The organism is Caldicellulosiruptor naganoensis (genome assembly GCF_026914285.1).
Lineage (GTDB): Bacteria > Bacillota > Thermoanaerobacteria > Caldicellulosiruptorales > Caldicellulosiruptoraceae > Caldicellulosiruptor > Caldicellulosiruptor naganoensis.
Genome location: NZ_CP113864.1, coordinates 1,769,675 through 1,792,251 on the forward strand (window position 1 = coordinate 1,769,675; position 22,577 = coordinate 1,792,251).

22 protein-coding genes and 2 pseudogenes are annotated in these 22,577 nt (G+C 33.4%); 4 read left to right on the plus strand and 20 right to left on the minus strand.

Features of this window, described 5'->3' with window-relative positions; translation table 11 throughout:
* Positions 1 to 72 precede the first annotated feature (72 nt).
* From OTJ99_RS08880 to lon, 4 genes are read right to left on the minus strand one after another with little or no spacing between them, the layout of a single operon-like run.
* Complete coding sequence (locus OTJ99_RS08880) at positions 73 to 948, minus strand: PocR ligand-binding domain-containing protein (RefSeq protein ID WP_045165752.1); 876 nt, start codon at positions 946 to 948, stop codon at positions 73 to 75.
* Between the two features lie 24 nt (positions 949 to 972).
* Positions 973 to 1,389 carry a DUF523 domain-containing protein gene (locus tag OTJ99_RS08885; RefSeq protein ID WP_045165751.1) on the minus strand — a complete coding sequence of 139 codons (417 nt, stop codon included), beginning with the start codon at positions 1,387 to 1,389 and terminating at the stop codon, positions 973 to 975.
* A complete protein-coding gene (yihA, locus tag OTJ99_RS08890; protein WP_045165750.1) occupies positions 1,386 to 2,000 on the minus strand; it encodes a ribosome biogenesis GTP-binding protein YihA/YsxC in 615 nt (204 codons plus the stop codon). The genes OTJ99_RS08885 and yihA overlap by 4 nt, the downstream gene beginning before the upstream one ends.
* An 18-nt stretch (positions 2,001 to 2,018) precedes the next feature.
* Positions 2,019 to 4,340, minus strand: coding sequence for an endopeptidase La (gene lon / locus OTJ99_RS08895; protein WP_045165749.1), 2,322 nt, complete (start codon positions 4,338 to 4,340; stop codon positions 2,019 to 2,021).
* Positions 4,341 to 4,423: 83 nt separating this feature from the next.
* Between lon and OTJ99_RS08900 the strand changes: the two genes are divergently transcribed.
* Entirely contained in the window at positions 4,424 to 4,987 is a 564-nt protein-coding gene (locus OTJ99_RS08900; protein WP_045165748.1) for a glycerol-3-phosphate responsive antiterminator, read from the plus strand.
* Here OTJ99_RS08900 and OTJ99_RS08905 read toward each other — a convergent pair.
* From OTJ99_RS08905 to OTJ99_RS08920, 4 genes are all read right to left on the minus strand, one after another.
* Positions 4,984 to 5,349, minus strand: a complete 366-nt coding sequence (locus OTJ99_RS08905; protein ID WP_045165747.1) for a DUF1667 domain-containing protein — start codon at positions 5,347 to 5,349, stop codon at positions 4,984 to 4,986. The two genes, OTJ99_RS08900 and OTJ99_RS08905, sit on opposite strands and share 4 nt — an antisense overlap.
* Positions 5,350 to 5,375: 26 nt before the next feature.
* Positions 5,376 to 6,641 (minus strand): NAD(P)/FAD-dependent oxidoreductase, encoded by a 1,266-nt coding sequence (locus tag OTJ99_RS08910; protein ID WP_045165746.1) that lies wholly within the window; start codon positions 6,639 to 6,641, stop codon positions 5,376 to 5,378.
* Between the two features lies 1 nt (position 6,642).
* Positions 6,643 to 8,082, minus strand: a complete 1,440-nt coding sequence (locus tag OTJ99_RS08915) for an NAD(P)/FAD-dependent oxidoreductase (protein WP_045165745.1) — start codon at positions 8,080 to 8,082, stop codon at positions 6,643 to 6,645.
* Positions 8,083 to 8,243: 161 nt separating this feature from the next.
* Complete coding sequence (locus tag OTJ99_RS08920; protein ID WP_200889480.1) at positions 8,244 to 8,414, minus strand: hypothetical protein; 171 nt, start codon at positions 8,412 to 8,414, stop codon at positions 8,244 to 8,246.
* Between the two features lie 151 nt (positions 8,415 to 8,565).
* Between OTJ99_RS08920 and OTJ99_RS08925 the strand changes: the two genes are divergently transcribed.
* Together OTJ99_RS08925 and OTJ99_RS08930 are read left to right on the plus strand one after the other, a co-directional pair.
* Positions 8,566 to 9,660: an iron-containing alcohol dehydrogenase family protein gene (locus OTJ99_RS08925; protein WP_045165744.1), complete on the plus strand. Its 1,095-nt coding sequence runs from the start codon at positions 8,566 to 8,568 to the stop codon at positions 9,658 to 9,660.
* An 84-nt stretch (positions 9,661 to 9,744) separates the two neighbouring features.
* A complete protein-coding gene (locus tag OTJ99_RS08930) occupies positions 9,745 to 10,350 on the plus strand; it encodes an FMN-dependent NADH-azoreductase (protein WP_045165743.1) in 606 nt (201 codons plus the stop codon).
* Positions 10,351 to 10,477: 127 nt separating this feature from the next.
* On the opposite strand, the gene OTJ99_RS08935 is transcribed toward OTJ99_RS08930, so the two are convergent.
* The 9 genes and pseudogenes from OTJ99_RS08935 to OTJ99_RS13085 form a co-directional block, all read right to left on the minus strand.
* A complete protein-coding gene (locus OTJ99_RS08935) occupies positions 10,478 to 11,341 on the minus strand; it encodes a hypothetical protein (RefSeq protein WP_235374802.1) in 864 nt (287 codons plus the stop codon).
* Positions 11,342 to 11,365: 24 nt separating this feature from the next.
* Positions 11,366 to 11,560 (minus strand): hypothetical protein, encoded by a 195-nt coding sequence (locus OTJ99_RS08940; RefSeq protein ID WP_235374801.1) that lies wholly within the window; start codon positions 11,558 to 11,560, stop codon positions 11,366 to 11,368.
* Positions 11,542 to 11,766, minus strand: a complete 225-nt coding sequence (locus tag OTJ99_RS08945) for a septal ring lytic transglycosylase RlpA family protein (RefSeq protein WP_052671503.1) — start codon at positions 11,764 to 11,766, stop codon at positions 11,542 to 11,544. Before OTJ99_RS08945 ends, OTJ99_RS08940 begins: the two co-directional genes overlap by 19 nt.
* A complete protein-coding gene (locus tag OTJ99_RS08950; RefSeq protein WP_052671502.1) occupies positions 11,763 to 12,332 on the minus strand; it encodes a hypothetical protein in 570 nt (189 codons plus the stop codon). Before OTJ99_RS08950 ends, OTJ99_RS08945 begins: the two co-directional genes overlap by 4 nt.
* Before the next feature lie 425 nt (positions 12,333 to 12,757).
* The gene (locus OTJ99_RS08955) at positions 12,758 to 12,901 is read right to left on the minus strand and encodes a hypothetical protein (protein ID WP_235374800.1); all 144 of its coding nucleotides are present in this window, start codon (positions 12,899 to 12,901) and stop codon (positions 12,758 to 12,760) included.
* Between the two features lie 148 nt (positions 12,902 to 13,049).
* Positions 13,050 to 14,249, minus strand: coding sequence for a hypothetical protein (locus tag OTJ99_RS08960; protein WP_045165742.1), 1,200 nt, complete (start codon positions 14,247 to 14,249; stop codon positions 13,050 to 13,052).
* A 775-nt stretch (positions 14,250 to 15,024) separates the two neighbouring features.
* Positions 15,025 to 16,137 carry a YncE family protein gene (locus OTJ99_RS08965; RefSeq protein WP_235374799.1) on the minus strand — a complete coding sequence of 371 codons (1,113 nt, stop codon included), beginning with the start codon at positions 16,135 to 16,137 and terminating at the stop codon, positions 15,025 to 15,027.
* A gap of 410 nt (positions 16,138 to 16,547) precedes the next feature.
* Positions 16,548 to 16,950, minus strand: a pseudogene (locus OTJ99_RS08970) (MMPL family transporter); the annotation flags it as partial.
* Between the two features lie 49 nt (positions 16,951 to 16,999).
* Complete coding sequence (locus tag OTJ99_RS13085; protein WP_408612518.1) at positions 17,000 to 17,797, minus strand: ABC transporter permease; 798 nt, start codon at positions 17,795 to 17,797, stop codon at positions 17,000 to 17,002.
* A gap of 490 nt (positions 17,798 to 18,287) precedes the next feature.
* On the opposite strand from OTJ99_RS13085, the pseudogene OTJ99_RS13150 reads away from it, so the two are divergent.
* A pseudogene (locus tag OTJ99_RS13150) lies at positions 18,288 to 19,538 on the plus strand (IS110 family RNA-guided transposase).
* A 166-nt stretch (positions 19,539 to 19,704) separates the two neighbouring features.
* Here the strand turns inward: OTJ99_RS13150 and OTJ99_RS08985 are convergent.
* The 3 genes from OTJ99_RS08985 to OTJ99_RS08995 are packed head-to-tail and all read right to left on the minus strand — an operon-like array spanning position 19,705 to position 21,864.
* The gene (locus OTJ99_RS08985) at positions 19,705 to 20,136 is read right to left on the minus strand and encodes a hypothetical protein (protein ID WP_045165739.1); all 432 of its coding nucleotides are present in this window, start codon (positions 20,134 to 20,136) and stop codon (positions 19,705 to 19,707) included.
* Positions 20,137 to 20,160: 24 nt separating this feature from the next.
* Positions 20,161 to 20,964 (minus strand): hypothetical protein, encoded by an 804-nt coding sequence (locus OTJ99_RS08990; RefSeq protein ID WP_235374794.1) that lies wholly within the window; start codon positions 20,962 to 20,964, stop codon positions 20,161 to 20,163.
* Between the two features lie 9 nt (positions 20,965 to 20,973).
* Positions 20,974 to 21,864 (minus strand): ABC transporter ATP-binding protein, encoded by an 891-nt coding sequence (locus OTJ99_RS08995; protein WP_045165738.1) that lies wholly within the window; start codon positions 21,862 to 21,864, stop codon positions 20,974 to 20,976.
* Between the last annotated feature and the right edge of the window lie 713 nt (positions 21,865 to 22,577).

Sequence of the window (22,577 nt, forward strand, 5' to 3'; positions counted from 1 at the left end):
TAAATTATTTTTTAGCTTTTTCCTAATTTTCATTCTGATAAAAAAGAAGTGCAATTTAAATGCACTTCTTTTTTATGTATTAGCATTTTTTTTAGATATATCGTAAATATATTTATCCTTTTTGTAATTCAACGGCGACACTCCAAATTTTCTTTTAAAAAGTCTGCTAAAGTAATTCTGGTCTTCTATCCCCACCATTTTTGAAATCTCTCCGATTGACAGGTCTGTGGTTTCAATAAGCTCTTTTGACTTTTTCAGTCTTATATTTATAAGATATTCTTTAAAGGTTATTCCAAGTTGTTTTTTGAAAAGATAGCTCAAGTATGTTGGCGACAGATAAACCATCTTTGCCAAATCTTCTAAGGTTATATCTTCCATATAATGATTTTTAATGTACTCTATTATCTTTTCAATTGATGAAAGAGAAGATATCCTAATCATCTCTGAATCTATGATGTACTTTGCAACAATGTGCATCATGTCAAGCACACTCTGGAGTTTTTCATGGTCTATATGAGTAAGGTTAAAAAAGCCCCTCCTTGCTGCTTCAATGTCAAGTGGCTGGTCTTTTATCTTTTCAAAAACTTCCTGCCACATTTTTTCAGTTGGGGGCTCTAACAAAATCTGTCCTATAAAAAGTGCTCCAATGTAGCTATTGTTGAAAAAAAGAGGTATTACAGCTTCAACAAGTCCCATGTGGCATCTGTAAACATGTACACCTTTTTTCTTTTGAGCAGTTTGTGCACCGGCCAGATCAGAATTTCGGCATGCTTCACCATTCTGGTAATACTTCTTCATTAACATACAAAACTCACATGTGCCCTTTTTTTTGTTCTCAACCCATTGATTGTCAGCTGTTAAGAAATTTGCTGAAATTCCAGTAATGTAAGAAAAGTTGTCCAAAACCGAAATCAAATTGTCGTATTTGATAATCTCTTTAAAATCCATATCAATTTAACACCCTTTATTATTTTAGTCAATACAAACAATCTCAATACCATTCTCTCCTAAAATTTTTGCAGTAATTCCTATACCATCTACAAGCTTTTTTGAAAAACTACCATCATAAACCTTGCCAAAGCCACAGGAAGGACTTTTGGACTTTAAAAATGCAATGTCTGCACCAAAAAACCTTGCTACTTTTAATGTTTCTATAGCACCTCTATAAAAATTATCGGTAAGGTCTCGGCCTTGTATATCAAATACTCTACCATCTTTAATTTCACAAGGGTTTCTGGGGGTTGGAAGACCACCAAGCTGCTCCGGGCAGACAGGTATCAAAATATACTCTTTTTTGAGTCTCTCTACTATCTCACTTCTCAAGTTATTTGTTCCATCATATTTCGTATTAAGCCCTATAAGACAGCTACTTATAAGTGCAAATTTCATTTTTTCCCCTTCTCTTTTAAAATTGCCTCTTCCATAAATTTTACAATACTGTATTGAATCTGCTTTGCACCCATGCCTGTTTTTGCAGAAAATTGATAGAATAGATCCTTTTCGATTCCAAGTTCTTTCGAAATAAGTTCTGTATTCTTTGTAAGTTCATTATTAGAAAGTTTATCGCATTTTGTCAAGACAATCATAATAGGAATCTCTTTCTTGTCAAAAAAGCTAAGCATAATTTTGTCATCTTCTGTTGGAAGATGTCTTGAATCAAGCAGCAAAACCGCAAGTTTTAGCTCTTCTCTTTCTAAAAGATACTCTTCTATCATATCCTTCCATCTTTTCTTTTCTTCTTTTGAAACTTGAGCATAACCATATCCGGGAAGGTCAACAACTCTGAACTTGTTATCAATGTTGAAAAAGTTTATTGTACAAGTCTTGCCCGGTGTTGAGCCAACCCTTGCTAATTTGTCCTTGAAGATTGTGTTAATAAATGAAGACTTTCCAACATTTGATCTTCCACATATACACATTTCGGGCATCTTTATAGGTGGATAGTCATCCTTTTTGACAGCAATTTTCTCAAGCCGTGCATTTGATAGGTTTATTTTCAAATCCTCTTTTAACCCCCTTTACTTCTTTATTGCAATTTTAAACACCTCATCAATTGTCTTGACAAAAATAAAGTTCATATCTTTTTTAACATAATCCTCCAGTTCATCTACATCCTTTTTGTTCTCATAAGGTAAAACCACATTTTTTATTCCGACTCTTTTTGCAGCCAGTACTTTCTCTTTCACACCGCCAATTGGCAAAATCCTCCCACTTAAAGTAATCTCTCCTGTCATCGCGATGTCATGCCTTACAGGTTTTTTAGAAAGAGCTGAGACCATTGCGGTTGCCATAGTAACTCCAGCAGATGGTCCATCTTTCGGTATAGCACCTTCTGGTACATGAATATGAATATCACACTCTTTATAGAAATTCTCATCTATTTCAAGATCTTTAGCTCGTGCACGGATGATACTAACTGCTGCCTTTGCCGACTCTTTCATGACATCACCAAGCTGACCGGTAAGCTCAAGTTTACCGTTTCCTGGCATAACGAGTGCCTCAACAGAGAGTGTCTCCCCGCCAAAAGGTGTCCATGCAAGGCCTGTTACAATTCCTATTCTGTCTTCTTCAATTAGTTCATCTCTTCTATATTTCCTCACACCCAGATATTTCTCCAAGTTCTTTGGGGTAACCCTAACCATTTTTTTGTTCTCTTCCAAAATCTCTTTTGCAACACGCCTGCAAAGCCTTGCAATCTCTCTTTCTAAGTTTCTAACACCTGACTCTCTTGTATAGAATGATATTATATCACGAATTACAGCTTCATCATATCTAATTTGAGACTTCTTAAGTCCATTTTGCTCTATCTGCTTAGGGAACAAATATCTTTTTGCAATCTCCACCTTCTCCTCTTCAGTATAACCTGTAATTTCAATGACTTCAAGCCTGTCAAGAAGAGGCCTTGGGATTGTCTCAAGTGTGTTTGCTGTTGCAATAAACATCACTTCTGACAAATCAAACGGAATTTCAATATAATGGTCACGGAATGCATAGTTTTGCTCACTGTCAAGCACCTCCAAAAGGGCAGATGCAGGGTCACCTCTAAAATCGTGTGACATCTTGTCAATTTCATCTAAAAGTATAAGCGGATTTTTTGTCTTTGCCTGCCGAAGAGCATAGATAATTCTCCCTGGCATAGCCCCAACATATGTCTTTCTGTGTCCACGAATTTCTGCCTCATCCCTAAGACCACCAAGAGAGATTCGCACATAATTTCTATTTAAGGCTCTTGCAATTGATTTTGCAATAGATGTCTTACCTACACCGGGTGGCCCAACTAAGCACAAAATAGGACCTTTTAAGTTGTTTTTTAATTTCCTCACCGCGATATATTCAAGAATCCTTTCTTTTACCTTTATTAAACCATAGTGATCCTCATCTAAAACCTTTTTTACCACGTTTATATCAATCTTTTCTTCACTTTTTACATTCCACGGAAGGTCAATAATCCATTCTAAATATGTTCGAATCACACCAACCTCAGGTGAATTTGGAGGAAGTTTTTCAAGTCTATCTATTTCCTTTAAAACTTTTTGCAAACCTTCATTAGTAAGACCCAATTTTTTTACCTGCTCTCTGTACTCTTGAGCTTCTGAAAAAAGGCTGTCCTTTTCACCAAGTTCGCTCTGGATTGCTTTGAGCTGCTCTCTCAAGTAATATTCTTTTTGCATCTTGTCAATCTGTTTTTTAACCTTGAGGGTAATTTTTCTCTCTATTTCAATTATTTCTTTTTCTTTTAACATGAGCTCATATAGCTTTGTGAGCCTTTCTTTTAGGTCTACTTGTTCTAAAAGTAGCTGCTTGTCTTCAAGCTTGACAATAACATTTGCTGCAATAACATCAGCAAGCTGTCCAGGATTTTGAATTGTGGTAACAGATAAAATAGCATCAGGTGGAATTCTACTTGTTAGCCTTGCATACTCTTCAAATGCAGAAACTACGTTTCTTATAAGTGCTTCTAATTCAGGGTCGTCTAAATTACCATCGTTTTCTTTGTATTCTTCAACCTCTACCAAAAAGTATGGATCAACAGAAACGTAATCTATTACCTTTGCCCTGCTAAGCCCTTCTACCAAAATTCTTGAAGTTTCGCTCGGAAGCCTCAGCATCTGTCTGATCTTTGCAACCGTTCCAAACTGATATAAATCATCAGGTGTTGGTTCTTCCTGTTTTGGATCTTTTTGGGCCAAAAGCAAAACTTGCTGGTCGCTGTTCATAGCTTCTTCTAATGCTTTTAGTGAGATCTGCCTTCCTACATCAAAGTGAAGCATCATGTATGGAAATACCACAAGTCCCCGCAATGGTATAACCGGTATAGTTTTTTTGCTTATTGTTTCCATCGAAGTCTCTCTGCCTCCGTTTTTAATTTTTGATTATGAAGTGTATAATTATATTAAAAACTCTAATCAGGAGTTAAATTACAATGGAAAATCTATTAGATGAACTCATTCAAAATCCTATTATACCAGCTGTAAGAGATAAAGCAATACTTGAATCTGCCTTAAATTCTGAGTGTAGGGTTATTTTTCTTCTTCACTCTACTATTTTAACCATTAGGGATGAAATTAGTATGATAAAACAAAAAAATAAACTTGTGTTTGTCCATATTGATCTTATAGAAGGGGTGGGAAAAGACGAAAAAGGGATTGAATTTCTCAAAAGCATTGGTGCTGATGGTATTATATCAACAAGGCAAAACCTAATCAACCATGCCTTTTCACTTTCTCTGCCTTGTGTACAGAGAATATTTCTTATAGACTCACAATCAATATCTTCAGGACTTAAAATGATAGAAAACTCAAAACCAACGTTTGTTGAAGTGCTACCAGGTGTTATACCAAAAGCCATTTATAAACTTTCCCAAAATACTCAAATTCCAATTATTGCGGGTGGAATGATTGAATCAAAAGAAGAAGTAATAGAGGCATTGGGTGCCGGAGCTGTTGCAATATCAACAAGCAACAGTAATCTTTTTTCTCTTCTTTAAAAAAAACTTTTTTTTCTCACTTTTCTTGTTGCTATTACATCAGCGCCAGTATCTAAAATATTCTTTACAACAACACTACCAACCTCAACTGGTGCTGTAACTTCTACTTTTCTTAGAATTGCCATAGCGTCAAAAAGAAGTTTCTTTGGTATTGGCTTATTTGTTCTAACAGGCAAAAACTCTAACTCTCCATCTTTCACATGGATGGTTGTTGTGAGAATTCTTTTGGGCTGGGTAAACTCATCTTTTGCATACTCAAGCCCACGGGTACATCCATAACCGATATATTTTATTTCATTCCCTTCTTCTTTTTTCTCAATACTGCAGCCTTTTGGGCACAAAATACACGTAATTTTCTCCATCTACCCTCACATCTCCCTTTTTTTAACTATTTATCATCTTCAAGCTTCAAGATTATATCCTCAGAAAAATCCATCTGAGATAATATTTTTTCGGACAAGGCGATGCTTTCCATCTCACCAGGTGAAAGGTACTGCTTTTTTATTTTCAAAAGCTTTTTGCCTGAATTTATAAGTAGAATTACTTTGTCGTGGTAAACATTGTTAACTCTAAATCTTAAAATTGTAGGTTCCAAAAAGTTCCTGTTCAAGTGCTGTGGTACAACATATCTGATACCATCTGATGCTATAATATTTGTTAGTTTTCCTTTTTGAAAAAGTTCTGGATTTTGGCAATAAAGTGCCGCGTACTTACCAGCAGTCTCAGCCTCTAAAGTTACATTATCAACAAGGTCATGGATATGAAGGACATTCCCGCATGCAAATATGCCATTGGCAGTAGTAGAAAATGTGTTATCTACAAATGGTCCACCTGTTCTTTCATCTATCACTACCCCTGCTTTTTTGCTAAGCTCGTTTTCAGGAATCAGTCCGACAGAAAAAAGTACTGTGTCGCATTCAATAAACCTTTGAGTACCTGGAATTTCTTTAAAATCGCTGTCAACAACCGATATTGTAACACCTTCAACTCTTTCATTGCCGTGGATTTTTACTACTTTGTGAGAAAGAAGAAGTGGAATACCAAAGTCCTCTAAACACTGGACAATGTTTCTTCTGAGCCCTGTTGAGTATGGCATTATCTCAACAACTGCTTTTACCTCAATTCCCTCTAACGTGAGCCTTCTTGCCATAATAAGGCCAATGTCCCCTGAGCCAACTATTACTGCCTTTTTGCCAATTTTATACCCTTCGATGTTTATAAACCTCTGAGCTTGTCCTGCAGTAAAGATCCCTGCCGGGCGTGTACCTGGTATCTGGACTGCACCTCTTGTTCTTTCTCTTGCTCCCATTGCAAGCACAATTGCCTTTGCTTTGAGCTTTTTAAGACCATGTTTGTTGACAATTGTAACTTCTTTCTCAGGAGTTATATCCATTACATGTGTGTCTGTCAAGTACTCAATGCCATTTTTCTCAACCAATTCAATAAACCTTTGAGCATATTCAGGTCCTGTTAGTTCTTCTTTGAAATAATGAAGACCAAAACCGGGGTGAATACACTGATTCAAAATTCCACCTAAAAAACTATCTCTTTCTATTATCAAAATCCTTTTATCATCTAAGTTTTCAAAACTCTTTAAGGCTGCTGCAAGCCCTGCAGGCCCACCACCTATGACTATTACACTATACTCATGCATATTACTTTCCCCACCTTTTCTCAATCAAAATATATGAATTTTTCCCAAATTTAGTTATCTGGGTTTTATCAACGTTAAGTTCTCTTGATAGAATATCAATTATGCGCGGTGTGCAAAATCCGCCCTGGCACCTTCCCATACCTGCTCTTGTTCTTCTTTTGATGCCATCTATGGTCCTTGCACCTCTTTTTATTGCCTCAACTATCTCATATTCTGATACAAGCTCACACCTGCAAACAATATTCCCAAAACTCGGAAATTTTTTAATCATTTCATTTCTTTCTTCATCAGTAAGTTCTGAAAATCTTTTTATATCCTCTCTATAGGGATTAAAATTGGATTTTTGTTTTGCATTTAATTTTTCTGCTATCATGCCGGCAACATATTTTCCTATTGCAACTGATGATGTCAGGCCAGGAGATTCAATCCCCGCAACATTTATGAAGTTTTTAACTCTTTCATCCTCCTCGATTATAAAATCATGAGTATCAGGTGTTGCCCTGATACCTGAAAAGATTGTGATTACATCCTTTTTAGTTAAAGTCAGGACAACTCTTTTTGCCTTTTCAAAAACCTCATCAAGTCCTTCTTGAGTTGTTGATGTGTCGTCTTTGCACTCTATATACTCTGAATTTGGACCAAGAAGGATATTTCCATCTACAGTTGGTGTGACTAATACACCTTTGCCCTTTTCTGTTGGCACTTGGAATATAACTCTTTTGACAATTTCCTTCTCAGGCTTATCTAATATAAAGTACTGGCCTCGACGCGGGTAAATTGTAAACTTTCTTGCACCTGCCATCTTGCTTATTTCATCTGCACGTACACCTGCACAGTTTACAAGAATCCGAGTCTTTAGCAGCCTCTTGTCTTGGGAATAGATAATAAAATATCCATTTTGTGTTTCTACTTTGCACACCTTAAAGCCAAAATAGACCTTGGCACCGTTTTGGATGGCGTTTTCATAAAGTGCAATTGTGAGCTTATATGGATTTGTAATTCCCGAATATGGCGCAAAAAGGGCAGCTCTAATTTCTCTGTTCAAATTTGTCTCATTTTCTAAAACCCATGATTTTCCTTTTATTTCAAGTCCTTTCACACCATTTCGTTTGCCTCTTTGCAAAAGCTCTTCTAAGATATTTATCTCTTTTTCATCAAATGCAACAACCAATGCCCCAATCATCTTATACTCAACATCAAGCTGCCTGCAGAGCTCTTCAAACATTCTATTTCCTTCAACATTAAACTTTGCCTTGTTTGTACCTTCAATAGGGTCATATCCGGCATGCACAATCCCAGAGTTTGCTTTTGATGCACCTTCTGCAACATCTTCCATTGCTTCAACTGCTGCAATCTTCAAATCGTAAGAAGAAAGCTCTCTTAAAATTGACATGCCAACAACTCCAGCTCCAATGACAATAACATCGTAGATTTTATCCATTTTCAGCCACCCTTTTTAAAATTTAGTAAATAAAAAGCCTGCAAACAGCCCCTTTCTCAAAAGAAGCTGTTCACAGGCTTCTCCACATCTCTTGCCAAGGTTTATTTTAAGATAGTTCAATTAAAAAATCAACAGAAATTTTCAAAAATCCATTACAAACTCTATGTCTGGTCCATGCTTGTCAGGACATTATCAAAATAATTTATACTACACTTTTTCCCGTCCCAATGAATGCAAACATCACAGCTCACATCACCTTTGTGAGAGTAACCACCATCGTTAAACTCCGGACACAATTTTGCAACTGCTCTTTGTCGTTCCTTGCTTGACATATCTTAATCACCTCTTGTTGCATTACAAATAGTTTCTTCTATAATTAACTTCCTTGCAAAGATGAGTTTTTATACATCTTCCGTAGAAATTATGTGCTATAATTTATTCTAAGTAGTACAATCAATAACTTTATCAAGGAGGCTTCAAAGAATGAGCAAATTTTTCTTGCCAACAAAGGTAATATTTGAAAAAGATGGGATTTTGAAAAACAAAGACCTTTTCAGGCTTGGCAAGAAAGCTTTCATTGTTACATCTCCGTCCTCTCTGATGAACGGCTCATTAGAAGATGTAACAACTGTATTAAAGGAACTTTCAATTGAATATTCAATATACAGCAAAATTGCTCAGAATCCAAGCGTGGAACAGATAGATGAAGTTTCAAAATTGGCAAGAGAGTTTTCCCCGGACTTTATAATTGGAATTGGTGGAGGTTCTCCTCTTGACTCATCAAAGGCAGTGGCAGTGCTGTGTGCTGAAAAAAATCTAAAAGCTCAGGACCTTTTTGACTCAAAATTTGAAAAGTGCTTACCTATAGTTGCAATTCCAACAACATGTGGTACAGGAAGCGAGGTTACTCCATATTCTATTTTGACTTTGAAAACAATTGAAAATAAAAAGAGTTTTGCATCAGAATTAATATTCCCTAAAATCGCTATAGTCGACTATAAATATCTCACCACTCTCCCTCACAACGTTATTGTAAACACCCTCTTTGATGCTCTTTCCCATGTGATAGAAGGCTACCTTTCAAAATCCTCAGACCATATAATTGAAGCTTACGCTAAAAAAGCCTTGAGCCTGTTTGCAAGCTCAAAAGGTAATCTAAAAGAGAACACTCTAAAAGAAACTGACCTTGAAAAGTTTGCATGGATATCATTGATTGGGGGAATAATTATTGCACAAACAGGTACTTTAATTGTTCATCCTTTAGGGTACAACCTCACTTATTACCATGACATCCCACATGGAAGAGCCAATGCAATCTTACTTTCAAGCTTTTTGAGGCTTGAGAGCAAATATTTAAAAGAAGAAGTAAGCTTTGTTTTAAACAACATGGGCTTTGAAAGCATAGACGAATTTTCTGAGTTTGTAAGATTTTTTGTTAAAGAGTCTATTCCAAAATTACCAGGTGACAGGATAGAATATTATGCAAAAAGAGCACTTGAGTCTAAAAATGTAGCAAACTTAAGACATGCAATCTCGCTTGATGAAATGATAGATGTTTTGAAATCTTCGGTTGAGTAGTCAAAAATAAATTCATAGTTATACAATCGACTTACAGGGGTATAATATAATCAAGGTAATTATTCTTGTAAAGGAGATGTTCGAATAGCAAAGCTACTGTATATAAAGGCTAATCCAAAGAGCGACCAAAGTTTAAGAACATTTATAATCTCAGAACATTTTATAAAGGTATACAAAGAATTTCATCCAAATGACCAGATTATCACTTTAGACCTTTACAAAGAAGGAATTCATTTTCTTTCTCAAGAGGACATCAACGATATCTTCGCTCCAAAAACTGAGGCATCAAAGCATCATCCTATTTTGAAATATGCCTATCAGTTTCTTGAGGCTGACAAGTATGTGTTTGCTGCACCTATGTGGAATTTGGGCATTCCCGCAATCCTCAAGGCATGTATAGACTATATCACAGTCTCTGGAATAACCTTTAAATACACAGAACAAGGGGCTGTGGGTCTTCTTCGTGGCAAAAAAGCAGTTCATATCATGGCAACAGGCGGAGAGTACAAAACACCACCATTTTCGGACTTTGAGATGGCAAACAGGTACCTGAAAACAATTTTGGGTTTTATGGGAGTTGAAGATTTTCAGACGATAACAGCTCAGCGGCTTGACATCGTAGGTGAGGATGTAGAAAAGATTATGTTCACTGCGTTGAAAGAGGCTGAGGAGATAGCAAAAAGGTTTTAAAAAGAAAATTTTGGGGACAGATTAAAACAGGGGCTGTCAAAAAAATAATTTTGATAGCCCCTTTCTTGCAATACAAAGTGTTTGTTTATTTAATACTTTGATACAGTAATTAAATTTAACACTATTTTTATTTCCCATATGAAACTGTCATCCTTGTTATAAAAGTATTCTTTTTTTCAAATATTTTTCGCAACTTTTTCTCTCTTAAATCATATTCAAAAACAGCACTTGGATAAGCTTCGATTCCTTCGCCAAACATCATTCTCTTTGCATCTTTAGGAATACCGATAAACCAGAGTTTTTTCCCATCATTACTTAAATAACCTGCTATTGGAGAGGAAAACTCCTCAACAGGTGTATCTTTTATTTTTTTTAGCATACTTTCAGTTAGTATTGGTACTATTACTTTTGACTTTTGATCTAACTTGTATATGCCCGTTTCTCCCTTTTTTCTGGTAGAGTTTAGATAAATATTGGTTGCACTAAAAGTAATAATATTACTCTTTGGTACAAAACCTAAAGCTCCAATTGATCCTGCTTTGAATTCAGTAATTTTCGTATATTTTTGATTTTTTAAATCAATGATGTAAAAAGTATGTTTTATTGAATCAACAGAGGAATTATCCTCATACATCTTTTTCTCATCCTTATATGAATAAGCAACAGTCAAAATGTGATTACTATCAATCACCTCAATTTCGTCAAATACCATATCAGAATTTATAGGTTTTACCATTTGAGCTTTTTTCTTTTCAACATCAAAAATCCATATTCTTGGTATTGGAGAACTCAATCCAACTCTTGATACACATATTTTCAAAGGTTTTTCACTGAGAATTTCAATATCTATTTCTCCAGCTTGATCATTATTAGTAACTTGAAATACTTTTCGATTTTGTAAATTCTTCACAAACAACTCCCAAGGCCCAGTTCCAATTGCATCATCATACGCAAGCCATTCCTCATTTGTAGAAATATCTCCAAAGATCATAACTTCCCTGTTTTTAAGAATTAGTTATTCCTTTCTCTTTTTAGGTATAATCTTCCACATACGAGTCTTTCCATCTTTATCATATACTGAGATAAGTAACTTTTCCACTACTTCTTCTTTGCTGGCTATCCCTGTATTGTAAATTCCTAAAGATAAGGATAGTAGCAATAAAATTGCTACTATCCTTATTACTTCTATTTTTAACTTTGAATAGGCCATTCTATTTTCCCCCTAAAAATTCCTTTACTTGAATTATGAATTCTTGAAAATGCTGTTTTTACCATATCCAATATTCTACCTTGCACATATGGACCTCTATCTAATATTTTTACTATTGTGCTTTTGCCATTTTCAAGACTGGTTACTTTTACCCTTGTCCAAAATTCAATTGTCTTATGTGCAGCACTTTCGCTATCCAATATCACTCCTGCTGCTCCTTTTTTCCTTCACCATTATACCATGAAATATAACCTGTTTCTGTATTCAACTTTGTAGCACCCTGTTGCAAAATATTATTACTATTTTCATCATTGTTTGCTTTATTTTCTATTTTTTCTGATTTACTATCATTAATTTTGATTTCATCTAATTTCACTTCTTTTAAATCAATTTTCAAAGGTTCTTCTTGCCCCTGATGAATAACAACTGGTGCACCTAATGCGTCATATACAACTATCATTCCAGGCTCTACTTCAGGTAAATCCTCCTCAGGTAGCGGTTTACAATTTTCTGCTATTTTTTTGTCTTCTTTTGATAAAGAAACTAGATTATCACTGCCTTCAGACAAAACAATTAATTTTCCATTTTCATCAAATGTAATAATCGTGCCTGGTTTCATATAAGATGGTATTTTATTATGGCTTTTATCTATTTCGTTACCATTCAAAGCCGTTGCAGCTAAAGAATTCCAACTACTTAACACTAAAAGCAAAACTGAACAAAAAGCAATGATTTTGTTAAAGTTCATTCTAAACATTTTTTTGGTAAACATCTACCATCCACCTCCCATTTTATTTTACATCCCTTCATGGGCGCCCATGAGAGGTTAATGCCATTGTAACATGAAATCTTTTTAAGTACAGGTTGCAACATTTTTTATATTCTTTTGTATATCATTTTATTTTCATGTAAACTTTATTAAAACAGGCAATATGCAAATTGCTATATTTACTAATATTCTCCTTAGCACTTTCACCTCAATTTTACTTTATTAATTTTCATCCTGTCAAACTCGTTTTTTTTTTTAGTTAATTTTATTTTAAGCAATTTTTGGATATCAGCTTTCTCTACCTTCAAATATCTCTAAATTTCTCAAATTTTCTCATGTTTTTTCGCAAACAAAAAGCTGCCCCACCCCTTGGAAGCAGCTTTCTAATCCTCTTTAAAAAATTTTTAAGACTCTATCCTTTTCTATTCTCATTTATACTCTCTTATCCCACTGTCACTTTTAAACTGAATGGAATTACCAGAAAACTTAATATCGCCAGTTCCTTTGTCCCATTTCACTCTTTTCTTTATTACAATCTTTTCATTTTTAACTTTGCCTATATTAAGCTTCACTTCATCTTCAGCATTTATATCTTTCGTGTAGAATGCAATCTCATTATTTTAAGAAATATAAGGACCTTTTAGGATACTTTCATTATCAGACGTTTCAAAAATGACTTGGTCATTTTTATAAATCTTTTTTCTGCCTTTCAGAAAAGTTTCACTTTGAAATCACATCATAACTTACAATACCGCCCTTTACATTAAATAATAGTTTAATCTTTTTGTTTTTTAGTCTATAAATATTGGTATCAAAAATTTTATTAGGTACAAATGACTGATAGTTTCTGTCAATAAAATAAATTGCTTTATCATTTCCATATATTGGCCAATAGGCATTAATGTCTTTGGGCACATCGTTAACAATCTCCAACTTTCCAGTATTAAGGTCAAGAATAACCGGTTTTGATCTAAACGGGTCAATAATAGAAGAATAATCCCCAAATTCTTGATATTCTGGTTCTCCCTGCGCAAACATGTATTTATCACTTGAAATAAAACATCCTGGTGAGTTGCACAATCCTGTATTTGTACTAAATTCCTTTACAATTCCGCTTTCCAAATTTATTGCTGATACCCATACATATGGTGGATCTGCTGGTGATCTGGTGCTTATTACAATCCATTTGTTATCACTGCTTATAGAAGTAGAGTATATTATTCTATAAACAACTTTTACTGAAAAATTACCAAATTTCTCAGACAGAAATTTTTTCTTTGTATTATTTGATAAATCAAATAATACAAGTGATGTGGCTGAAGGATTTTCTTTACTGTTATTTTCTCCACACACTATGTATCTGCTATCACGCGAAATAGACGGCCAGCAAAATTTACCTTCTGCTATACGTTCTAATAAAAATTGCTTACTTTCTCCATTTCTATGCTCTTTCTGATATCTCAAAAGATACAATGCTTTGCTGGTTGCTATTACAAACTCTTCTTTTTCTTTATTTACGTTGATATATTCTATCCCTTCTTTTAATTGTTGTCGATATACCTCTTTTCTGGTTTTATAATCAACCACAATTATTTCTTTAAGATTACTGGTGTAAGCTACATGATTTTTTCCCCATGCAAAAAATCGACGTGGGAAAAGTGTAAAATTCTTGTTAATCTCAGCATCGGTTGTTTTGAATTTGAATAGCAAATTGTCATTTCCACGGCTGTCAACAAGTCTTCCCTCTAATGTCATTCCAAACAATATCTTGGGATTTTTCTTTTCTAAAACTCTTACATATCCAATTTTTGTAACATTTTGTTGATTATAAATTATTAAAAACCCAATTAAAAGCATTCCCACAAAGGCAACTATCTCAGCTAGTAACCTTGTTGTAGGCATTTTGTTTTTTGACTTCATTCTTTTTCACACCCTTTCACTTTTTTTTATAAAAACCAATATGATATGAACTTTTATAACTGTTTTTATTTACAACTGTTTGATTGATTATTGAACTAATATTTCCTTATTCATTGATTTGAGCAATTTGCTGTTCACATACTCATTCTTCAAAAATAAATAAAAGCCCTCCTTGTGGCTAATTGTGAATATAGCCACAAGGAGTTTTTTTGATTTGACATAACCCACATATTAACTAACAACAACTTCTTTGGTACTTTAATTCACAAATGGGCATTTATACGCACCGTAGTTGCTTTCTACATACGACTTACTTCGTGCTTGGTGAATAACCCGATCGTAACCTCCTGTTGTGCTTTCATATACTATATAATTTCCATTCTGATCTCTTTTATAGAAAATCATTACATGGCTGCTGTTACACAATATATCGCCCTGCTGTAAAGAGGAAAAACTAATTTTAGTAGATATATTCATTAATCCAGTTGTGTTATATTTTTGAGACAAACCCCAGCACCTGCTTACAAATCCAGAACAGTCAACTCCAGCTGTTCCCCCTACATATCCAGGAGCATTTGTGCAAACATTTCCAGCTGCATATCCATCTTTAATTTTGGTATCAAAACCAGAAAAAGAATCCCATCCGCCCCAGCAATACGGAACTTGATAGTAATACGTATTGTATGATGTTATGAAAGATGGTCTTTTCCATAAACTGGGATTTGCAACCTTTGAACCATCATAATTTTGTTTTGAACAATACCATTTATAATTATTATAATTGTTGAGCAGTTAGAATTATTTGGCCTCTGGTTATACTGGAAGCTATCGCAGCGGGTAAGGTTTTTTCTGCAGACTGCTCTGTTTCAATTTTGCTACTAATTGCATTTTCTCCACTTCCTAAAGATTTTGTGTATTCTATATATTGTTCGCTTGTCATCCATGAGTCAACCATTAATACATATACCCTCTTCTCACATGGCAACAATACAAAGACGTTCCCATTATCAAGTACTACATCTTTTTGCGGCCAAGAATATTTAACATCCGGAATTTTCACGAGCCCTTCTATATTCTGTGTTTTTGAATCTAACTTAACTATCCATTCGCCATAATCATTGGTTATCTTCCAAAATTGAACAAAACCATTTTTCCCAATATAATAATAGGCACTGTATTCGTCGACAAGCCATCTCGGAAATTCGCTAACCTCAAGTGTATTGATGTAAGCCTTTCGATTAGAAACATTTGCTTTCCATATACATCCATCAGACGACATGTTTCCTTCTTTTTCTTCTGTTACGTATAAGTTATTCTCTCTATACTCACCATTTTGTCTTTTACCCAAAAAACAAGTTTTCATTTTGTCTCCAGCAAGTACTACAAAAGGCCCCTTTTCGCTTACTCCAAAGTAAGCAAATGGTTCTAACCGTATCTCTTTATTTAAAGAGGCAATTTCAATTGTGCCATTGTTTATTGTAATTAAAGTATTCAGACCAGCATTAAATAAATATATCTTGCCGTTTTTATCAACTGCCATACCATGAATCCATTGCCCTTCTGGTATATTAATTTTTTCAATTAAATCACCTTTGCTCTTACTGTATACAAGTACTCTATGATGAACATTATCAAGAATGTAGATTTTATCTCCTTTCACATCAAAAGCATTAGGTCCTTCGTGAGAACCATAACCTACTATTCCTGTATATTCAATACCTTCTTCAGATACAGGAATCTTCAATACAGTCTTAAAATTTGGAAAATCATTGCTTTTGCTGACTGAAGGTATAGTAGCTGTGGTTTTTTGAGATAAAACAGAAAAAGTACTTACAACTATTAAAATGCATATTATTAAAAGTGCTACAGTCTTTTTGTTGTTTTTCATACTCTATTCCCCCCTTAATTTTGTTTTATATCTCTTCATGGGCGCCCATAAAAAGTTGATGCCAACCCAAGTTGAAATTTCTCGAAATTAAAATAAATATTTTCTTTTTTATATTCCCTGGTATACCATCCTATTTGCATATAAACTATCTTATCTACGAAAGGCAATATGCAAATTTGCTATATTTATTAATATTCTCCTTGGAATTTTCACCTCAATTTTACTTTATTAATCTTTATCCAGTCAAACTCGTTTTTTTTTTTAGTTAATTTTATGCAATTTTTAGCTATCAGTTCTCTCTTTCTTTAAATATCTCTAAATTTCTTAAATTTTTTCATGTTTTTTTGCAAACAAAAAGCTGCCTCCTTTCTTGGAAGCAGCTATACTTAAATTGTTTTTAAAAAGCATTTTTAAACTATATCCCTTTTTACCCTCATCAAACTATTGAACAAAAACGGCAGCAGGAAAAATGCAAGCAGAACAAGGCCTATCACAACGCAGATTGAAACCTGCATAAGCGTTAAAATCCCAGATGGTAGCATTGCTGCAAATGTGCCTGCTAAAATTAACCGCTGATGTTACAACATGACCAATGTTTGCCGAGGTAAGCTTTAGTGCTTCTGAAAGCTCTAAATTTCTATATTCGTAAAACCTTATCAGTAAAAATACGCTGTAGTCTATACCCAAAGCTGAGAACACAACAAATGTGAAAAATGGTACTGCCCAGTTGAGTGCTTTGTACTTGAATATTCCTTTGAAAATCATCTCTGCTATTGAAAGATAAACATAATACTTAGCAAAAACTATTACCAGAAATACTTCAATAACGAAAATTAATTTTGAAAATATTTAATTATTTTCTTCATTTAGATGAAAACCTTTCACTTTTGATAAATAAAAATTGAACAGTAAACATAAAGATTAAATAACTCAAAAGTATAAAAAATGATCCTAACAGCGAATTATATGCTTGATTCTCAGGAACTACTATTATGCTTCCATATTTTAAATTTTTAAAAAATCCATTTAAGAAACCGTATATATTAAATATAACCAAAAATTTTATACAAAAGACATTGATGGAAAATTTATGAATTGCTGGTTCAAAAAATATCAGAAATAAGGGTATACTTAACGAATAAACAAAATTCTTAGTTAACAGATGTAACGTATATGATAAATTTCCCACCAAATATAAACAAAAAACAACACTAATTAATTGTATAATTAGTTTGTACCATGGTAAAGTAATAGCAATTATAATTGCATCAAAAACCACACCCAAAAGTATAGAAATCAAACTGAAAAGTAAAGAATACCAAAATATTGTAAATTGCTTAAGTAAAAAAAAGTATTTTCTTTTCAGAATTGTAGAATAAATAAAGAGTAAATTTGCTTGGTATTCTCTATCACATATTAGAGCAGAAATAATTGTTATCGCTATACCGCCAATTAAATTACAATATAACAACAAACCTGATGCATAAGGAGAAAAAATACTATTTGAAGTTATGTTTCTATTTGTGTTTCTATATATCATAATCATTAGTATTACATAGAAAAAATATATTAAAAGAATAAGTTTAGATTTAAACAGTTTTTTTATCTCAGATTCTAATGTTTTGAAGCTAATCACTATATCACCTACCACTCGTATCATATAATCATCAAATCAATTAAAACTTCATATCTCAATTGGTATATTTAATTATCAGTACCAATTGATTACTGGAAATTCATTTTGATAATGCACCTTTCTTAAAACACTCACTTCTCAAAAATTGAATATTAAAATTGACTGCTACAGTTTAAATTTGCCCTTTATCTTTGGTAAACTAAAATCAGAAAAAGTTTAAGCCTGATTTAGTTTACTTGGATATTTTTGATCACCTCCTGCTGGACGTGCTTTGATATCTGCACGCCACAGCTTGAGAAAGACTTCAGCCCCAAAGGATTACATAAGTAATGTTTACTCGAAGGCTTAAGCACTGGCAGTTTTCCACATCTGATTTGAGCATGTCAGATGTGTGCTACAGCATAAACTGCTCCGTAGCTCTAATATCGGCGAGGCTGCTATTGTTATGTAATCCCCAGGGATAAAGGGCTTAATACTTTTTCTTACCACTACTTGCAAAAAGGAGGTCTTCAAATTGCCAAATACTTTAATCGTGGGCATTGATATCAGTAGTCAGTCAAATTCTATCTTCTTCCTCGATGATGCCGGTAATCACTTGATTAAAAACCTTTTTCCTTGCCTAACGATCAAGAAGGCGCTAACGAATTAATCAAAAGAGTTATTGATTGCCTCAGCCAGTATAATCTATCCTGTATTAAGTTTGGCATGGAAGCAACTTCACACTACGCTTGGCATCTGCATTTGTACCTTGCTTCTTCATCTGAACTGCTGCCATATCAACCAACTTTTTATGTTTTCAACCCAAGCATAGTCAAAGGCTTTAAAAAAATCTACACTTTCTTGCCTAAAACAGATAGCATCGATGCAATTATCATCGCTTCAATAGCGTTAGGTTCAGTAAGTTAAATCCAACACCTTTGCCTGATTTTAAATATGCTGCTATTTAAGCGCCTTATCAGAATGCGCTATCATCTTGTTCACAATCTAACTCGCGAAAAAAACAGAGCTTCTTGCTCTCATATACCTTAAATTCTCTACTTATTCTCAAGACTGTCCATTTTCAGATATCTTCGGTAAAGCTTCTTGCGCTATCATCGAAAACTTTACACCTGACGATATCGCTTCTATGCCACAAGAAAGACTTAATTAAATTCGTATCCGATAACGGCAACAACAGACTCTCAGATGTTAATAAAATCGCTGAAATACTTAAAACTGCTGCTAATCGCTCCTTTAGATTACATCCTCTGTTGACTGAGGCAAATGATTTAGCTTTGTCTATGACACTTGAAAACATTAGATTTCTGCAAGAACAACTCAAAAAACTTGATAAAGAAATCTCAAAACTTCTTAAAGCTTTCTCTCCACCATTAACAACCGTCCCTGGCATAGGTGACGTTCTTGCAGCTGCTATCTACGCTGAAATTGGTGATATTAAACGCTTCAAAAATGAAGCTGCTTTGGCAAAGTATTCTGGCGTGATTTGGACTCAGTACCAATCAGGCAACTTCAATGCCCAGGAAACTTCATTGGCTAAGTGTGGTAACCAATATCTGAGATATTATCTTGTTGAGGCCGCTAACTGTGAACTGTAGCACACAGTCCGTTATAAAGCTTTTCACAACAAGAAGTTCTCAGAGGTGGACCTGTCATCAGCATAAACGTGCCCTCGTCCTCACCGCAAGACCCTTAATTCCTCTGATCTTTGCAATGCTCTAGCCTTGGTCAAATATATCAAGAAAGAGGTGATGTTTACAATACTTAGTTAGTTCCAATTTTTTAATTTAATAATCTTCCTCAGATAAGCTGCCAGTTAAATTTTTCCATGCTGAGTGGCTCGGTATTTTATTGCCTTTTTCACTCTAATTATCTAAAAAAATTTTTTAAAAACCCCCTTGACATTATACCGTTTGTCTTAGTAATACAATACATTACTCTATTTTTATATACCCTTCTCCTACACCTTTATGAAAAGCAAGAATAACCTCATACTCTCCATTTTTCAAGTTACTGATCTCTAACTTTTCATCTTTTTCATCCCCAATGTCTTTTTTGTAAATTAACCTGCCTCTTCTGTCTTTTATTTTAATTGTTACCTTATTAGTACATTTTATGTGTTGACAATTAAGCACCAATGAATCCTTGTTTACATAAATCAAAAAAAATTTTTCTTGTCCATATGTAACATTGTAGCTAAATTTTATTTCTGTTGTATATTCTTTTGTGCCAATTCTATTAATAGAAGTATTATAACTTATTTTATCATTACTTAACTGCCGAAAATTTACTAAATTAAAAAACAACAACACACCTAAAAATAGAAAACAAACCAAAATAACTTTTAGTAAAAATTTGGCTCTCATTTGCTCAACCACCACCTGTACACACTAATTATCTGAAACAAAAAAGCCAATTAGTAATATAATTACCAAAAACACTATAAGATAACTAATAGAAACTAATAACAATAGATTGAAACTATTTAAAATGCTCTTATCAACTAATTTTATTGTTACATAATTTTCCGAAGAAGCTATATTAGAGAAAACTTGAGATATTAACATAGAATTAATTGTAGTAAACCAATATTTATTTAAATATTTAAATACATTAGAGATGTTACATAAAATATTTATCAAAAACGGTAACAATACTGCAACAGAAATCGCAACATATATTTTTCTTATAACGATTGCTAATATATATGAAAAAAGACTTAATTCAAATGAAATCAGTAGGATAACTAACGATTGTCTGATTAATCTTTTAAAATTAAATCTAAATTCAATATCAGAAATTCGAAAAAAACAGAATACGTTTGTGATTATAAATGTAATTAACAAAATTCCAACCAATAAAATAAATAGTGTAAATATTTTGAGAACATGTTGTTTTATTCTACCTTCAAATATATGAGAAAAACAAAAAGTGTTACTATGAAACTCATATCCTCCAACGTACCCTCCAAGTACAGCTCCTAAAAACAGAACATGCATAATATAAAAGAAAATCAATGAGAATGAATTTAGCTTTTCTAATTCAATCTTATATAAATAAACTCCTGAAGTTTTATTAAAAAACCTATTAACTAAAGCTATCACAAAAATTAAAATGTAAATAATCATTGAGATTAAAAATAATTTGGATTTTAAAACTTTCTTTAATTCGCCTGCAAGAATATTATAAATCATTTTCAACACCTACTCCTTTGTCACTGCCTTAAATACACTTTTTATTGTTTCCCTATATGTTTCAAACCTCTGTAACTCAATACCATTTTTTACTACTTGTTCGAGAAAATTTATTTTTTCATTTTCTTCAACTATAAATTCAGTATTAGCAACTCTCGTGTAATTCAACTTTAATAAATCTACAAGTTTAGTAAATTTTTCTGTATCTTTATTGCTAACTTTTACAAATTTTTTATTTTTAATTTCTAAATCACAAACATTGCTTTTTTTCTTTATTTCTCCTTTGTGAATTATGATAAACTCATCTATTACATTTTCAAGCTCCTCGAAAGCGTGCGTTGAAATAATTATAGTCTTATCTTTTTTTTCTTTCATTTCTTTAATCTTTTCTTTAAACCAAAACACACCTTCAATATCAAGTCCATTAGTTGGTTCGTCTAAAATAAACAATTTTTTATCACCAATGCAAAATGCAAAAGCAAGTTGAAGTCTCCTCTTCATGCCAAGCGAAAAATCTTTAACTTTTTTCGATGCTACTTCTTTCAAGTTAACAGACTCAAGAATTTTAAAAATTTCTTCCTTTCGTAATTTTATTCCCTGCATTTTAGCTATTATGTCAATATTATCATACGCATTTAAGTCAAAATATCCTGCTAAATTTTCGGAAAGATAACTAACTTCTTTTAAGCCACCATCTCGTGGATTTTTACCAAAAACAGAAACACTTCCTTGTGTAGGAAGCAAAAGTCCCAATATAATTTTTAACAATGTGGATTTTCCTGCACCATTTTTGCCAAACAAACCATAGACTTTACCTTCTTCAAACACAATATTTATTCCTTTTAAAACTTCCTTGTTGCCAAAGCACTTGAAGATATTATTAACACATACTGTTGTCAATTTTTTCACTCCTTTAAACGCTTAATGTTCCATAAAGTGTTATCAATGGGGCAATTTCTTAACGAAATTGCCCCGTACTTCTTAAATACTTAAGGCAATGCTGTAGCCTGAACAAACACATCTCGTGTTTGTATTGGTAAACCCAAAAATAAATATTGTGTTTGAACACCAACACCTAAGGTAAATCTAGCATATGCCTGACAAATACCTTTAGTGGAGGTTTGATAAATCCATGACGAGCTAGCATTACTATATTGCCAAAGCGATAAAGTGTTTATCCATGGGAGACTATAAGTAGTAGAATAATTCACAATTTTAGAACCATTTGAAGAATAATGTCCCTTTACACCCAGTCCAAATACAGGAACACCACACCACGAATAATATTGTACCAAATTTTGCGCTGTTTTTAAAGTTGTTCTACCCAACGTAGCGGTAATATTATGTTAATATAAAAAAGATAAAAACAAATATAAAAACCGCAATAAATTTTAGTAACTTTTGCTTTTTGAACATCTTACTTCTTACCCTCCCTACTTTTTATTTTTGCATCCCTTCATGAGCGCTCATGAAAAGGTAGATGCCTCTGTAAATCAAAATTTTTTATGCAATGTAAGCAAGTTCCAATATCTTTTGTATTCCCTGGTATACCAACCTATTTGCATATAAATTATCTCATTCACAAGAGACAATATGCAAATTGCTATATTTAT

What these genes read in the sequence shown, in the direction of transcription:
- OTJ99_RS08880 (WP_045165752.1), bottom strand. Translation starts at nt 948, where the DNA reads ATGGATTTTAAAGAGATTATCAAATACGACAATTTGATTTCGGTTTTG.
- OTJ99_RS08885 (WP_045165751.1), bottom strand. Translation starts at nt 1,389, where the DNA reads ATGAAATTTGCACTTATAAGTAGCTGTCTTATAGGGCTTAATACGAAA.
- lon (WP_045165749.1), bottom strand. Translation starts at nt 4,340, where the DNA reads ATGGAAACAATAAGCAAAAAAACTATACCGGTTATACCATTGCGGGGA.
- OTJ99_RS08900 (WP_045165748.1), top strand. Translation starts at nt 4,424, where the DNA reads ATGGAAAATCTATTAGATGAACTCATTCAAAATCCTATTATACCAGCT.
- OTJ99_RS08905 (WP_045165747.1), bottom strand. Translation starts at nt 5,349, where the DNA reads ATGGAGAAAATTACGTGTATTTTGTGCCCAAAAGGCTGCAGTATTGAG.
- OTJ99_RS08910 (WP_045165746.1), bottom strand. Translation starts at nt 6,641, where the DNA reads ATGCATGAGTATAGTGTAATAGTCATAGGTGGTGGGCCTGCAGGGCTT.
- OTJ99_RS08915 (WP_045165745.1), bottom strand. Translation starts at nt 8,082, where the DNA reads ATGGATAAAATCTACGATGTTATTGTCATTGGAGCTGGAGTTGTTGGC.
- OTJ99_RS08920 (WP_200889480.1), bottom strand. Translation starts at nt 8,414, where the DNA reads ATGTCAAGCAAGGAACGACAAAGAGCAGTTGCAAAATTGTGTCCGGAG.
- OTJ99_RS08925 (WP_045165744.1), top strand. Translation starts at nt 8,566, where the DNA reads ATGAGCAAATTTTTCTTGCCAACAAAGGTAATATTTGAAAAAGATGGG.
- OTJ99_RS08935 (WP_235374802.1), bottom strand. Translation starts at nt 11,341, where the DNA reads ATGATCTTTGGAGATATTTCTACAAATGAGGAATGGCTTGCGTATGAT.
- OTJ99_RS08940 (WP_235374801.1), bottom strand. Translation starts at nt 11,560, where the DNA reads ATGGCCTATTCAAAGTTAAAAATAGAAGTAATAAGGATAGTAGCAATT.
- OTJ99_RS08950 (WP_052671502.1), bottom strand. Translation starts at nt 12,332, where the DNA reads ATGTTTACCAAAAAAATGTTTAGAATGAACTTTAACAAAATCATTGCT.
- OTJ99_RS08960 (WP_045165742.1), bottom strand. Translation starts at nt 14,249, where the DNA reads ATGAAGTCAAAAAACAAAATGCCTACAACAAGGTTACTAGCTGAGATA.
- OTJ99_RS08965 (WP_235374799.1), bottom strand. Translation starts at nt 16,137, where the DNA reads ATGAAAAACAACAAAAAGACTGTAGCACTTTTAATAATATGCATTTTA.
- OTJ99_RS13085 (WP_408612518.1), bottom strand. Translation starts at nt 17,797, where the DNA reads ATGATACGAGTGGTAGGTGATATAGTGATTAGCTTCAAAACATTAGAA.
- OTJ99_RS08985 (WP_045165739.1), bottom strand. Translation starts at nt 20,136, where the DNA reads ATGAGAGCCAAATTTTTACTAAAAGTTATTTTGGTTTGTTTTCTATTT.
- OTJ99_RS08990 (WP_235374794.1), bottom strand. Translation starts at nt 20,964, where the DNA reads ATGATTTATAATATTCTTGCAGGCGAATTAAAGAAAGTTTTAAAATCC.